The sequence below is a fragment of the Arthrobacter sp. 135MFCol5.1 genome (assembly GCF_000374865.1).
GTDB lineage: Bacteria > Actinomycetota > Actinomycetes > Actinomycetales > Micrococcaceae > Arthrobacter.
In genome coordinates, this window is record NZ_KB895453.1 from 220,626 (window position 1) to 235,227 (window position 14,602).

At 65.2% G+C, this 14,602-nt stretch carries 12 protein-coding genes; 8 read left to right on the forward strand and 4 right to left on the reverse strand.

Annotated elements, in window-relative coordinates; translation table 11 throughout:
* Window positions 1-2: 2 nt before the first annotated feature.
* The 3 genes from gcl to C563_RS0104610 form a co-directional block, all read right to left on the reverse strand.
* Window positions 3-1,793 carry a glyoxylate carboligase gene (gcl, locus tag C563_RS0104600; RefSeq protein ID WP_018760863.1) on the reverse strand — a complete coding sequence of 597 codons (1,791 nt, stop codon included), beginning with the start codon at window positions 1,791-1,793 and terminating at the stop codon, window positions 3-5.
* A 158-nt stretch (window positions 1,794-1,951) separates the two neighbouring features.
* Window positions 1,952-2,830: a 2-hydroxy-3-oxopropionate reductase gene (locus C563_RS0104605; protein ID WP_018760864.1), complete on the reverse strand. Its 879-nt coding sequence runs from the start codon at window positions 2,828-2,830 to the stop codon at window positions 1,952-1,954.
* 50 nt (window positions 2,831-2,880) lie between these two features.
* Window positions 2,881-3,681, reverse strand: a complete 801-nt coding sequence (locus tag C563_RS0104610) for a hydroxypyruvate isomerase family protein (protein WP_018760865.1) — start codon at window positions 3,679-3,681, stop codon at window positions 2,881-2,883.
* Window positions 3,682-3,872: 191 nt separating this feature from the next.
* Here C563_RS0104610 and C563_RS0104615 point away from each other — a divergent pair, with 191 nt between their 5' ends.
* From C563_RS0104615 to C563_RS0104650, 8 genes are all read left to right on the forward strand, one after another.
* Window positions 3,873-4,733, forward strand: coding sequence for a hypothetical protein (locus tag C563_RS0104615; protein WP_026264367.1), 861 nt, complete (start codon window positions 3,873-3,875; stop codon window positions 4,731-4,733).
* 264 nt (window positions 4,734-4,997) lie between these two features.
* The gene (locus C563_RS0104620) at window positions 4,998-6,278 is read left to right on the forward strand and encodes an ABC transporter substrate-binding protein (protein ID WP_018760866.1); all 1,281 of its coding nucleotides are present in this window, start codon (window positions 4,998-5,000) and stop codon (window positions 6,276-6,278) included.
* Window positions 6,279-6,344: 66 nt separating this feature from the next.
* Entirely contained in the window at window positions 6,345-7,232 is an 888-nt protein-coding gene (locus C563_RS0104625; protein ID WP_026264368.1) for a carbohydrate ABC transporter permease, read from the forward strand.
* Complete coding sequence (locus C563_RS0104630; protein ID WP_018760868.1) at window positions 7,232-8,182, forward strand: carbohydrate ABC transporter permease; 951 nt, start codon at window positions 7,232-7,234, stop codon at window positions 8,180-8,182. Before C563_RS0104625 ends, C563_RS0104630 begins: the two co-directional genes overlap by 1 nt.
* A 69-nt stretch (window positions 8,183-8,251) precedes the next feature.
* Window positions 8,252-9,295, forward strand: coding sequence for a LacI family DNA-binding transcriptional regulator (locus C563_RS0104635; protein WP_018760869.1), 1,044 nt, complete (start codon window positions 8,252-8,254; stop codon window positions 9,293-9,295).
* A 38-nt stretch (window positions 9,296-9,333) separates the two neighbouring features.
* The gene (locus C563_RS0104640; protein ID WP_018760870.1) at window positions 9,334-10,914 is read left to right on the forward strand and encodes a glycoside hydrolase family 32 protein; all 1,581 of its coding nucleotides are present in this window, start codon (window positions 9,334-9,336) and stop codon (window positions 10,912-10,914) included.
* A gap of 13 nt (window positions 10,915-10,927) precedes the next feature.
* On the forward strand, window positions 10,928-11,872 hold the full coding sequence (locus C563_RS0104645; protein ID WP_018760871.1) for a carbohydrate kinase family protein: 945 nt from the start codon (window positions 10,928-10,930) through the stop codon (window positions 11,870-11,872).
* Between the two features lie 20 nt (window positions 11,873-11,892).
* Entirely contained in the window at window positions 11,893-13,260 is a 1,368-nt protein-coding gene (locus C563_RS0104650; RefSeq protein ID WP_018760872.1) for a NosD domain-containing protein, read from the forward strand.
* Between the two features lie 68 nt (window positions 13,261-13,328).
* Here the strand turns inward: C563_RS0104650 and C563_RS0104655 are convergent, their stop codons facing one another.
* A complete protein-coding gene (locus tag C563_RS0104655; RefSeq protein ID WP_442852924.1) occupies window positions 13,329-14,579 on the reverse strand; it encodes an MFS transporter in 1,251 nt (416 codons plus the stop codon).
* Between the last annotated feature and the right edge of the window lie 23 nt (window positions 14,580-14,602).

A 14,602-nucleotide genomic window follows, 5' to 3' on the forward strand; every position in this document is an offset into this window, starting at 1 on the left:
GGTTACGCCTGCAGTGCCAGGATGGCGGTGGGGGCGTCGGCGGCGGTCTCGGCCAGTTCCTCGAACTCGTTCACGGCGTTGATTTCCACGCCCATGGAGATGTTGGTGACCTTTTCCAGGATCACTTCCACCACCACGGGAACCTGGAACTCGCCCATCAGGGCCTTGGCCTTGTCGAAGGCGGCGGCGAGGTCGCTGGGGTCCTCCACGCGGACGGCCTTGCAACCCAGTCCTTCGGCCACCTTGAGGTGGTCCACGCCGTAGCCGCGGGTGTCCTCGGACAGGTGCGCGCTGTTGATGTTCTCGAACGCCAGGGACACGTTCTGCTCCATGTTGAAGCCGCGCTGCGACTGCCGGATCAGGCCCAGGTAGGAGTTGTTCACCACCACGTGGATGTACGGGAGGTTGAACTGCGCGCCCACGGCCAGTTCCTCGATCATGAACTGGAAGTCGTAGTCGCCGGACAGGGCCACCACGGTCTGCTGCGGGTTGGAACGGGCGACGCCGAGGGCTGCCGGGGCGGTCCAGCCCAGGGGCCCTGCCTGGCCGGCGTTGATCCACTTGCGCGGGCCGAACACGTGCAGCATCTGCGCGCCGGCGATCTGCGAAAGCCCGATGGTGGATACGTAGACGGTGTCGCGGCCGAAAGACTTGTTCATCTCCTCGTACACGCGCTGCGGCTTGATGGGGATGTTCTCGAAGTGCGTCTTGCGGTGCAGGGAGGCCTTGCGGTCCTGGCACTCGGCAACCCAGGCGCTGTAGTCCGGCAGGGACCCGGCGGCCTTGCGCTCCTTGGCGAGCTCAACCAGCCCGGCCAGCGCCGCACCGGCGTCGGACGCGATGCCCAGGTCAGGGGAGAATACGCGGCCGATCTGGGTGGGCTCGATGTCGATGTGCACGAACGTGCGGCCGGCGGTGTAGGTTTCCAGGCCGCCGGTGTGGCGGTTGGCCCAGCGGTTGCCGATGCCGATCACGAAGTCGCTCTGCAGGTAGTTCTCGTTGCCGTAGCGGTGGCTGGTCTGCAGGCCCACCATGCCGGCCATCAGCTGGTGGTCATCCGGAATGGTGCCCCAGCCCATCAGGGTGGGGATGACCGGCACATTCAGGGTTTCCGCCAGCTCCACCAGCTGCGCGGAGGCGCCGGCGTTGATGATGCCGCCGCCGGCCACGATCAGCGGGTGCTTGGCGGCGAGGAGCATGTCAAGGGCCTTTTCCAGCTGCTTGCGGGAGGCCTTCGGCTTCTCGACAGGCAGCGGCTCGTAGGTATCGATGTCGAACTCGATCTCGGCCATTTGCACGTCGATGGGCAAGTCCAGGAGAACCGGGCCGGGGCGGCCGGAGCGCATCAGCTGGAAGGCCTTCTGAAAGGCGCCCGGAACCTGGCCGGGCTCCAGGATGGTCATGGCCATCTTGGTGACGGGCTTGGCGATGGACTCGATGTCCACGGCCTGGAAATCTTCCTTGTGCAGCTTGGCCACGGGTGCCTGGCCGGTGATGCAGAGCATGGGGATGGAGTCGGCCCAGGCGGCGTAGAGGCCGGTGACCATGTCGGTGCCGGCGGGGCCGGAGGTGCCGATGCAGATGCCGATGTTGCCGTCCTTGGCGCGGCTGAAGCCGTCGGCCATGTGGCTGGCGCCTTCGACGTGGCGGGCCAGGGTGTGGCGGATGCCGCCGTGGGCGCGCATGGCCGAGTAGAAGGGGTTGATGGCAGCGCCTGGCAGGCCGAACGCCTCGATGGCGCCTTCCTTTTCCAGGATGGCTACCGCTGCATCAACGGTACGCATCTTGCTCATGGGGTGCTCCTTGAAAGCTTGTGGTCGGGCCCGGTGGTTGAGCCTGTCGAAACCTGTTTTTGGGTGTGGCGGGGGGACCGCCGTCGTAATCCACGACGGCGGGCTCCCTGCTTAAGTGCTTGTTTCCGCGCTTTTTGTCCCGGCTGCGCGGGGAGTGGCTACTTCCGGCCGCTGAGCTGGAGGACCTGCTTGAAGAGTCCGGAGTGGTCCAGTGCGCCGTCGCCCTGGTTGACGGTGGCGGCGACGAGCTGGGCGGCGATGGCGCCGAGCGGGATGGCCACGTTGGCTTCGCGGGCGGCGGAGGTGACGATGCCCAGGTCCTTGTGGTGCAGGGCCAGGCGGAAGCCGGGGTCGAAGTTGCGGTCCAGCATCTTCTGGCCCTTCTGCTCCAGGACCTTGGAGCCGGCCAGGCCGCCGCCGAGGACCTTGAGGGCGGCGTCGGTGTCCACGCCGTAGGCCTCGAGGAAGGCGATGGCTTCGCCGAGGACCTCGATGTTGACCGCGACGATCAGCTGGTTTGCAGCTTTGACGGTCTGGCCGGAGCCGGAGGGTCCCACGTGCACGATGGTCTTGCCGACGGCGTTCAGGACGTCCTGGGCGTCGTCGAAGTCTGCCTTGTCGCCGCCCACCATGATGGAGAGGACGGCGTCGATGGCGCCCTGTTCGCCGCCGGAGACCGGGGCGTCGAGGGGGCGGATGCCGGCTTCCTTGGCGTCTGCGGCGAGGCGGACGGCGACGTCGGGACGGATGCTGGAGGCGTCGATCCACAGGGCGCCCTGCTTGGCGTTGGCGAAGACGCCGTCCTTGCCGCTGACCACACCTTCAACGTCGGGGGAGTCCGGCACCATGGTGATGACGACGTCGGCATCCTTGACGGCGTCCGCGATGCTCGAGGCGCCCGTGCCGCCCTCGGAGACCAGTTTGTCGATCTTGTCCTGGCTGCGGTTGAAACCGGTGACGGAGTGGCCGGCCTTGACCAGGTTGATGGCCATGGGCAGGCCCATGATTCCGAGTCCGATGACTGCGACGTTGCTCATGATGGTTCTCTTTCTGAAGTCTTGGGGGTCTTGCGTGTGTGCGGCGGTGGTTACCGGGCGACGTGTTCGCGGATGGCCCAGCTGAAGGCGGTTTCCTGTGGTTCCTTGTACTCGAGGCCGATGTACCCCCGGTATCCGAGTTCGCGGCTGCGGGCGATCCATTCCCCCAAGGGGAGGGTGCCGGTGCCCGGGGCGCCACGGCCGGGGTTGTCAGCGATTTGGATGTGGCCGAAGTCCTTGGCGTGCTTTTCGATGACGGATTCGACGTCGTCGCCGTTGACGGCCAGGTGGTAGAAGTCGGCGAGGAGCTTGATGTTCCCGGCGCCGGTCTCTTCCTTGACGCGGGAGATGACGTTGAGTGCGTCGTTGGCGGTGAGGAGCGGGTATTTGGGTGCGCCGCTGACCGGTTCGAGGAGGACGGTGCCGCCGATCCGGGCGACCCCTTGGGCTGCCGCCGCCAGGTTCTTGACGGCGAGCTCGTCCTGCTCCTCAGGGGTGAATTCGTCCTGCCGGTTGCCATAGAGGGCGTTGAAGGCCTTGCAGCCCAGGCGTTCGCCGATGCCGGTGACGACGTCGATGTTGTCCTTGAACTCGGAGCAGCGTCCCTTCCAGGAAACCAGGCCGCGGTCACCGGCGGGCATGTTGCCGGCGTTGAAGTTCAGGCCGGTGAGTTGGACGCCGGCATCCGTGATGGCGTTCTCGAACTTCGTGATCTCGCTGTCGGCCGGGACGGAGGTTTCGAAGGGCCACCAGAATTCGACGGCGTCGAAGCCGGCTGCCTTGGCGGCCGCCGGGCGCTCGAGCAGGGGCAGCTCCGTAAGGAGGATGGAGCAGTTCACTGTGTACGTCATCGTAGGTCCTTCCGAGGAGGGGCTTTGATCTATCTTCCCTTGCTTCCCGGCTTTCACGGTTTCCGCTTTGTGGAATTTAGATTCTGCTTTATGAAAAGTGTAGGGATTCTGGGGTGGAGTAGTCAAGGGGCGCCATGGTCAGGACACTGGAGGGAGGTAAGCCCGCTCCTCAGGGATGGAGTCAATCGATCATGGCCGGTGCCCGCCTGCGCGTTTTGGCTTGGGTGGTCGCCCTGGCCGGATTCCTTGCGGCCTGCACGCCGACGACGGGCCTTCCGGAGGCGGCTACGGAGCCTGTGTCAACGGCTGCGCCATCCGGAACGGCGTCTGCCGGCCTGGCGGTGGCGGAGGCCGGCGATGCCCTGACTCCGCCGCCTGCGCCCGCGACGGCATCGACGCCTGGTTCTTCACCGGCTGCCGAGCCGACCCCGGCTCCGCCTGCACCGGCTCCGCAGCCCTTCGCCCTGAACCTGTACCGGGAAGGTGACTTCGTTCCCCAGTACACCTTCGACTGGTGTGTTGCCGCGAGCATCCAGATGGCCCATAACCTCATCGACGACACCGGGGGAAGCGGCTGGGCTGACAGGGCGCAGCAAAGCGATTTGTGGGAGATGGCCCGCGCCCGCTTGTCCGACTCGTTCAATGGCGCCAACCCCTATGGCTGGGCGCAAGTGCTGACCGAATCGGGAATGGGTCCCTATCGGGTGGTCAGCATCCCGGACTATGGCGAGGCGCTCCGCACTGCCGCGCGCGCCATGGCCGAGACGGGAAGGCCGGTGGGGCTGGTCATGTGGAGTGGCCGCCATGCTTGGGTGATGAGCGGCTTTGAGTCGCTGGGCGACCCCCGGCAGTTCGCCGACTTCTCCGTCACGGGCATCCACGTCCTTGATCCCCTCTATCCCTACGGCAGTACGCAGTGGGGGCCATCGCCGGCGCCCAACAGCCTGCTCAGTCCCGAGCAGCTGGCGACGCAGTTCGTGATCCGCGAGCCGCGGCGCTGGAGCAGCGGGCTGCCGGCCGGATACCTCCTCGTGTTGCCGGTCGCTGCCTGACGGAGCTTCCATGTGGCGCGTCTCTGGTAGTTGACGCGCGCTGCAGCCGTCCTGCCAACGCGCGCCAAAACGATTCTTCTCGGCAGTGAGAACCACACCAGGTCCGGATCCCGAGCTGCGTCAATGGCCGAATTTCCAGCTGGTGTGACACTTGACACTCCACGGAATGGGGTCCTACAGTGTTGCCAAGTCGTTTTGGCAAAACGATTTTTCACCCCAAGCTCATTCTCACCATTCCGTTCGAGAGAAAGTGAGTCGACAGCGATGTCCACTCGTAAATTCATCAACAGGCTCGCCATCGGCGGCATCTGCACCGCTGTCGCCCTGGTCGCCTCCGGGTGCGGCGCAGGGGGCCCGGCCGCCACGTCGGGAAGTGCCGGCACCAACACGGTCAACGTCCTGGTCGAAGCCGGCGGCCACGCCGAGCTGACCGGCGTCGCCGAACAGTGCAAGAAGGAAGCCGGCGTCGACGTCAACTTCGTCGAACTGCCCTATGACGGCATGTTCAACCGGCTCTCCAGCGAATTTTCCTCCGGCAACGTTTCCTTCGACGTCGCCGCCCTGGACTCAGTCTGGCTCCCCAGCTTCAAGGACGCGGTCCAGCCCATCGACGAACTCTTTACCGATGAAGCCAAAAAGGATATCTTCCCGGCCTTGGTGAAGGAAGCCAACGTTGACGGCCACTTCATCGGCATGCCCGCTTGGACGAACGCCGAGATCATCCTTTACCGCAAGGATCTTTTCGAAGATGCCAAGAACAAGGCCGATTTCAAAGCGAGGTACGGTTACGACCTGGCGGCTCCCACCACCTGGAAGCAGTACCAGGACATTTCCGCGTTCTTCACCAAGGACGGCATGTTCGGTACGGACGTGAAGGGCGGCGTGGAAACCGAATGGCTCGCCCACGTGCTGCAGGCCGGCTCGCCCATGGTGCTGGACGCTAACAACAAGGTGGTCATCGACAACGCCGCCCACAAGGAAGCCCTGGACTTCTACACCAGCCTGGTCAAGGACGCCCCGTCCGGGGCCGCCCAGGTGGACTGGGCTGCCGCGCAAAACCTGTTCAACCAGGGCAAGACCGCCATGACCCGGTTCTGGGCCCACGCCTACCGCCAGATCCCCAAGGACTCCCCGGTTGCAGGCAAGGTTGGCGCTGCCCCGATGATCGCCGGCTCGGCCGGCATCGGCGGCGTCCCCGGACCCTGGTACCTGACCGTCCCGAAGGCCACCAAGAACGCGGACGCCGCCAAGAAATTCGTGAAGTGCGCCTACGACTACAACGACAAAGGCATCGAATCCAACCTGGGCCTGGCCGCGCGCATCTCTGCCTTCGAGAAGTACCAGGACATGCCCGGCTACGAGAGCTTCAAGCCACTGATTGAAACCCTCAACGGCAAGGCCACTGCCACGCGACCTGCTACCGAGAAGTGGCAGCAGATCGTGGACACCGTTCTGGTTCCCATGCTTCAGAAGGCTGTTGCCGGTGGTGACTCCGCAACCCTCCTCGCCGATGCCAAGAAGCAGATCGAGGATCTCCTTAAGTAAGACCCCCGCGGCCGGCGCCTGAACTACCGGCGCCGGCCGCGGCCCCAACCAGCGGAAGAGAAAACCGTGCGTATCTCCGATCGCCGCTTCGCATTGTTCCTGATGACACCAGCGGCGCTGTTCCTGGCAGTTTTTGTTGCCTTCCCGCTGTTCCGCCTTGTCGCGGACAGCTTTTTCAAGATCTCCCCGATCGCCGGCGGCCCCCGCGAATTTGTGGGCCTGGACAACTACGTCCGGGCCTTCGCCTCCGAGGCCTTTACCGGCGCCGGATGGCGGACGCTGGCCTACACGCTGGTTGTGGTCACGCTCGAATTCGCACTTGGCCTTGGCATGGCACTGCTCTTCACCATGCTGGGCAGGAGCTCCCAGATTTGGCGGACCGTATTCATGTATCCGCTCATGATCGCCCCGATCGTGGCCGGCCTGCTGTGGAAGTTCCTGATGATCGACAACTTCGGGCTCATTGGCACCCTCCTGCACCAAGCCGGCATCCTCTCCGACCCCAACCAGATCGGCTGGCTGTCGGACCCAAACATCGTGCTCTTTTCGGTGGCGATCCCGGACATCTGGCTCACCACGTCGTTCATGTGCCTGGTGCTCTTCGCCGGACTGCAGAACATTCCGGGGGACCTCATCGAGGCGGCCCGGCTGGACGGTGCCCGCGCCCCCGCGCTCCTGTTCCGGATCATCCTTCCCCTCCTCCGGCCGGTCATCGCCGTGGCTCTCGTGGTCCGGGGCATTGACGCTGCCCGGGCCTTCGACACCATCCTCATCCAGACCAACGGCGGCCCGCAGTCGGCCTCCGAGACCATGAGCCTGTTGATCTACCGCACCATGATCCGCTTTGGCGATCCGGGCCTGGCCAGTGCCATGGGCACCATCTACCTGCTGGCGATGCTCGCCATCGCATTCTTCGCGGTGGCCACCATCTGGCGGCCCGGAAAGGACACCTGATGAGCACCGCAGAACGAACCACGTACGACGGCGGAACGCGGCACAAGGCGGCGCCGGCACCTTCGGCGCAGACCGGCACCGTCCAGCCCCGCAAACGGCGCGGCGTCAACCGGGAAGGACTGGAAGCCGGCAGGCGAGGGACCCGCACCCTGCTCTGGATCCTGCTCGCGGCGGCCATGGTGCTGTACGGCTTCCCCTTCCTGTATCTGCTGTTCACGTCGTTCAAGACCCCCATCGACACCATTGCGGTTCCACCCACGATCCTCCCCAGGGAGTGGACCCTGGAGAACTACGCCAATGCCCTGGGCCGGAACGGAGTCCCGGCCTCGTTCATCAACAGCATCCAGACCGCCGTGATCAGCACGCTGCTTTCCCTTGTGCTGGCGGTACCGGCGGCCTATGGCATCACCCGGTACAAGACCCTTAGCGGCCGGATCTTCATCATGGCCGCGCTGGTGACCCGGATGGTGCCCCCGGTGGCCATCGGCATCCCGCTGGCGTCCATGATGGCGTCAATGGGCCTTGCCGATACCCCCATCGCCCTGTCCATCGCGCACACCACCATCTCGCTGCCGCTCTCGATCTGGCTCATGTCCAGCTTCTTCGAGGCGGTGCCGAAAGACCTGGAAGAAGCTGCCACGGTGGATGGCTGCAGCAGGCTGGGCGCGTTGTGGCGGGTGGTGATCCCCGTGGTGTCCGGCGGTGTCGCCGTCACCGCGATCTTCGCCTTCCTGGCGTCCTGGAACGAGTTCCTTTTCGCCCTGTTGATGACGGCCATCCGTTCCCAGACAACGCCCGTGGTCATCGCGAACTTCCAGACCCAATTTGGCCTGGACTGGGGTTCCATGACGGCATTGGCCGCCGTCTACTCCATCCCGGTCATCCTTTTGACCCTGCTGCTGCAGCGCAAGATCGTGGCGGGCATGACGCTCGGCGCCGTCAAGGGTTAGACCACCAGCAACGAGTAGCCTACTGGTAACCCCCAGGGGCATCACCAACCATAAGGACGTGGGACGCAGATGAGTAACAGGAACATCGGGATCAAGGACGTGGCCGTAGCCGCCGGCGTGTCCGTGACGACTGTTTCCCACGTCCTCAACGAGGTTTCCTATGCCCGGATCAGCCCCGAAACCAGGGACAAGGTCCGGTCCGCCGCCGAGCAGCTGGGTTATGGCCCCAACCGGCTTGCGCAGGCCCTCCGGACCCAGCGGACCGGGATGCTGGGGCTGGTGAGCGAGGATATCGCCACCACGCCCCACGCCGGCCGGATCATCCTGGGTGCCGATGAGGCCGCGAAGGCCCGGGGGTACAACCTCATGATCATCAACACCTCCGGTTCCGCCAGCCTCGAATCGAGGCAGGCGGATGTTGAGGCCCTCCTGGAGCGCCGGGTGGACGGGATCCTCTACGCCACCATGTACCACCGCACCGTGAAGCTGCCGGCGAACCTGGGCAGCGTGCCCTCCATCCTGGTTGACTCGGTGGCCACGGACGGCAACATCACAGCCGTGATTCCGGACGAAGAAGGTGGCGCACGCGCGGCTGTGGGTGCGCTCCTCGAGGCCGGCCACACGCGCGTGGGCTTCCTCAACAACACCGACGATGTCCCGGCGACACGGCAACGGCTCCACGCCTTCCGGGCCGCACTGGATGAGGCAGGGCTCGATGGCGGCACGGCGCCCGTGGAGGCGGCGGCCTCGGAGGTCCAGGGCGGTTACGAAGCGGCCCTGCGCATCCTGGCCCGCGACGACCGCCCCACCGGGCTCTTCTGCTACAACGACCGCATGGCGATGGGCGCCTACCGGGCCGCCGCGGAGCTGGGACTTTCCATCCCGTCCGACCTCTCCGTGGTGGGCTTTGATGACCAGGAACTCATCGCCGCGAACCTGCACCCGGGCCTCAGCACCGTCGCACTGCCCCATTACGAGATGGGCGCCTGGGCAACCGAACACCTGATTGACGCCGTCGAGGGGAAGACGGACCTTTCCCTCATGGCACTGCATCCGACCATCCTGGGCTGCCCGCTGGTACGCCGCGATTCCATCGCGGCCCCACGCCACTGAGCAGCCAACCCTTCCACTTCCCGGAGGACCGCACCAACATGTCCACCTTCCTTGATGCCGCACGCCCGGAAACACCGGCCGGAACCGCCAGGTTTCGTCCAGCCATCCATTTCACGGCGAGGGACACTTGGCTGAACGATCCCAACGGCCTGGTGTTCCACGACGGCAAGTACCACCTCTTCTTCCAGAACAATCCGTTCGGCAACGTCTGGGGCAACATGTCCTGGGGCCACGCCACCTCTACCGACCTGCTGCACTGGACTGAACACCCGGTTGCCATCGCCTGCGACGACGAGGAGGACATTTTCTCCGGCAGCGTCGTGGTGGACGACGGCAACACGGCCGGCTTTGGCTCTGCGGAGCAGCCCGCACTCGTGGCCATCTACACCAGTGCCTTCAAAGCCGCCTCAGAATTGAACGGCACGCAGGCCCAGTCCCTTGCGTACAGCACCGACGGCGGCATGACGTGGCAGAAATACGACGGAAACCCTGTCCTCACCAGGAATTCGGCGAACTTCAGGGATCCCAAGGTGTTCCGCTACCAAGGGGACCAGGGCTCGTACTGGGTCATGGTCGCGGTCGAAGCGCATCACCAGCAGGTGGTCTTCTACCGTTCGGACGACCTCAAGTCGTGGGATTTCCTGAGCGATTTCGGCCCGGCCAACGCCGACGCCGGTGACTGGGAGTGCCCCGATCTCTTTCCCCTCGCTGTGGACGGGGATCCGGGCAACACCAAATGGGTCCTGATCGTCAACGTCAACCCCGGCGCAGTGGCAGGGGGGTCCGGCGGCCAGTACTTCGTGGGCCAGTTCGACGGCGCCCGGTTCGTTCCGGACGCAGGTTCCCTCGTGGCTCCGGCCGGGCTGCGTACCGTCCCGGACCCTTCGGAGGCTGCGGCGGCGCTGCGGGAATGCCTCTGGCTTGACTGGGGACGCGACTGCTACGCCTCTGTCTCCTTCAGCAACGCCCCGGACGGCCGCCGCATCGTCATCGGCTGGATGAACAACTGGGATTACGCCAACGAACTGCCCACCGCACCCTGGCGGTCGTCCATGACCCTGGCCCGCGAATTGCGGCTCGCCACGGTCAACGGCTCCGCCCGCCTGGTCCAGCAACCAGTCCTGGCAGGGCGAGGCCAGGAGGGAAGGCTCCCGCGTGCCACAGAGCTGACGGACGCGGGATTGCGTGAGCTGAACGCCGCAGGCCTGCGGCTGCCGGACGCAATCCCCGGCGCCGCCCAGTTCATCGAGGCCGAGCTTGCTCCTGGCGGTGCTGACCGGATCGAGGTCCGGATCTTCGGCAGCAGCGACCGGACGACGGGCGCCGTCCTGAGCTACGACACAGCCAGCGCCCGGCTCAGCCTTGACCGTCGGCACTCAGGCGACACCGGCTTCCATGCCAAGTTCGCCTCGGTCGAATCAGCCCCGCTGGTCCTGGAAGACGGTGTCCTCAAGCTGCAGATCGTCGTCGACCACTGCTCCGTGGAGGTCTTTGCACAGGGGGGCAAGGTGGTGATGACCGACCTCGTCTTCCCTGGCGCCGGGCACCTGCAGACCTGGCTCTCGGCCGACGGGGGCCAGGCAACCGTGCTGCACCTCGCGGTTTCATCACTTACCTAAGGAAGGGTCCAGAATGTCAACAGCCCCGCACCTCCCCGGTGGTTCCGGTCCGGACGTGATCGTGGTCGGTGAAGCCTTGGTGGACATTGTCGCCTCAGCCCACGGCACGGCTGAACATCCGGGCGGATCACCGGCAAACGTCGCCTACGGACTCGGCCGCCTGGGCGTCGATACCGCACTCCTCACCTCGATCGGCGTGGACCGCCATGCAACGGCCATCGAAGAACACCTTCGAAGCGCCGGCGTACGCCTCCTGCCCGGTTCCAGGCGGCCGGGCACGAGCGCTACCGCCACCGCCGTCCTGGCTGCGGATGGATCAGCCCGGTATAACTTCGACATCCACTGGGACCTGCCACGAACGGCGCCTGCCACGCTGCCCAAAATCCTGCACACCGGTTCCATCGCCTCCTTCCTGGCGCCGGGGGCGGCAGCAGTCCGGGACCTCCTTGAGCAATCACACCGGCGCTGCGTTGTGACCTACGACCCCAACATCCGCCCCGCGCTGCTCGGCAGCCACGTCCAGGCGAAGACCACCTTCGAGGAACTCATCCCGTTCACCGAAGTGGTCAAGCTCAGCGACGAGGACGCCCACTGGCTCTATCCGCGGCGGCCACTGGAGGAAGTGTCACGCCATCTCCTGGCCTTGGGCGCCGGGCTTGTCGCCATCACCAAGGGATCGGACGGCTCCATGCTGGCAACACGGGACGCCCAAGTGCTGGTTCCCCCGGTCACCGCCGCGGTGGCTGACACCATCGGGGCCGGCGACTCCTATATGTCCGCCCTGATCTACGGGCTCCTGATGCGCGGCGCAGACGGACTGGCGCCGTCAGTCCTCGAAGCGCTGGGACGGATGGCGTCAAAGGCCGCCGCCATCACGGTTGGCCGCCCCGGTGCCCAACCGCCAACATTGGATGAACTGCAGTCAGACGCGCCTCAACACCAGCCGGCGAACCAGTGAGAACACCAAGGAAAGAAGCTATGTCCAGCAGCAACTACTACGACGTGACGGCGTGGCCCATCGGAAACCCGGCCCAGGACGTCGGGGAAGTCATCAACAGCATCATCGCGGACGTCAAAGAACGGCAGACCGCCACCGATGTGGACCACGGCGGAAAGCCGGGCGCGGTGATCTACCTGCCGCCCGGAGACTACCGGCTCCGTACCCAAGTGGTGATCGACGTCAGCTTCCTCAAGATCCAAGGTTCGGGACACGGCTTCACGTCATCGAGCATCCGATTCAATGTTCCCGAAGGCGAATGGCCCGACCTGCACGAACTGTGGCCGGGAGGCAGCCGGATCCTCGTGGACCTCGTTTCCGGTGGTGAGGCAGGGGACGCAGCGGGAGCCGCCTTCCTCATAAAGCGGGACGGCAGCCCGCGGATCAGCTCCGTGGAGTTCTCCAATTTCTGCATCGACGGCCTGCACTTCGTTCAGGACGGTTCGGGCCTTCACCCGGAGAACACCTACGTCAACGGCAAAACCGGCATCTACGTGGCGAGCGCCAACGATTCGTTCCGCATCAACGGCATGGGGTTCGTCTATCTCGAGAACGCACTGACCATTCACAACGCGGACGCACTGTCCATCCACGACAACTTCATCGCTGAATGCGGAAGCTGCATCGAACTGCGCGGCTGGGGGCAGGCATCGAAGATCACGGACAACCTGGTGGGAGCCGGCTTCAAAGGCTATTCAATCTATGCCGAGAACCACGGCGGACTGTTGGTCACTGCCAACAACGTCTTTCCCCGGGGTGCGAGCAGCGTCCACCTCATGGCGGTCACGCGGTCGAGCGTGAGCAACAACCGGCTGCATTCCTTCTACCCCGGGATGGTGGTCCTTGCGGAAGGCAGTTCCGAGAACCTTGTGGCCACCAACCATTTCCTGCGCGACCACGAGCCCTGGACGCCTTTCCTGGGGATCGGCAACGGGCTGGATGACCTCCACGGGCTGCTGTCCGTCAGTGGCAACAACAATTCGATTATCGGCAACCATTTCTCCGAAGTCATCGATTCGCAGACCATCCGGCCGGAGGGCGCCACCCCGGTGATCATTCGGCTGGTGGAAGGGTCAGCCAACTTCGTCTCCAACAACCATGTGGTTGCCCTCGACGTCAATGCCACCTCGAGCGACTCCTGCTTTGAGGCGCAGGTGGACGCCCTCCTGGCCACGGACGCTGCCGACGGGCTCGCCGTCACGGCCGTACAGGTCGATGCCGGATCCACCCGCAATACGATCCTTGACTCCGGAACCGAAGCCCAGGTGGCCGCCGACAGGGCAGCCAACGCTGTCAGGGCAACCCCGTCAGTAGGTGTCCGGGCTGTTACGGGGCCGGCGGGCCAGTAGGGAAACGACCGGTGCAGCACAAGGTCCCCGGTGCCGGTACCGGCCACCGGGGACCTTCCGCCGGGATTCTAGTGCGTCAGGTCCTTGCCCTTGGTTTCGGGGATGGTGAACACGAAGGCCGCACTGATCACCAGCAGGAGCACCGCATAGACGTTGAACACCTGCGGTGCGCCCAGCGAGGACCCCAGCCACTGCTGCAGGTAGGGGGCGGTGCCGCCGAAGACCGCCACGCAGATGGAGTAGGGGACGCCCACCCCCACGGTACGGATCGACGTCGGGAACAGCTCGGCGTAGACAGCCGGAACGATCGCTGCGCTGGCGGCGATGAAGACCAGCATGACGGACATGCTCACCGCCAGCTGCCAGGCGGAGTCCTTGAGCAGGGCCGTCATCGGGAAGTGCATGATCCCTGCGCCGATGGCCCCGGCCCAGAGGACTTTCTTGCGGCCGATCCGGTCTGAGAGCTTGCCCCAGACCGGCAGCGCCGCGATGAAGACGATGTTGGCGGCCACGCCTGCCCAGAGTGCCTCGCCGCGGTCGATCTTCAGCGCCGTGGTGGCGTAGCTTGGCGCCACCACACCCCAGATGTAGTAGATCACCGTAAGGCCAACGGTCAGGCCGACCACCTGCAGCGCCTGCTTGCGGTAGCGGACAATCTGCGGCCAGATCGCAGCCCGCTTGGCCGTGGCTGCCCCCTCAAACGCTTCGGTTTCATGCAGCCGTGACCGCATGATCAATGCGTACAGGCCCATGGCCGCGCCGATCAGGAACGGGATCCGCCAGCCCCAGGCGTTCATCGCTTCCGTGGTCAGCGCCATGTTCAGGACAGCCCCCAGGAGGGTGCCGAACAGGATCCCCACGGTTCCGGACGTGTAGATCAGCGTGGCCCAGAATCCGCGGTGCTCCTTGGGTGCCATTTCGGACAGGTACGTTTGCGACGACGGCAGCTCCCCGCCGTGGGCCAAGCCCTGGACCAGCCGTGCCACCAGGAGCATGAGTGACGCGAACGCGCCGACGCTGGCGAAGGTTGGCGCAACACCGATCATCAGGCTGCCCAGCGAGGCAAGGCCCACGGCGAGCGTCATGGAAGTCTTCCGGCCCACCCGGTCGCCGATCCAGCCGAACAGGAACCCGCCGAACGGCCGGGCCACGAAGCCGACGGCGAAGATCGCCAGGGTGGACAACACGGCCGATGCCGGGTCTTCCTTGCTGAAGAGCTGGCTGGCGATGAAGGGGGTGAACGTGGCATAGATTGCCCAGTCGTACCACTCAACGGCGTTTCCGATGCCGGTGCCAACGATGGTTTTCGCGGTGGACATGCGTCCAGTCTGGGGCTTGCTTA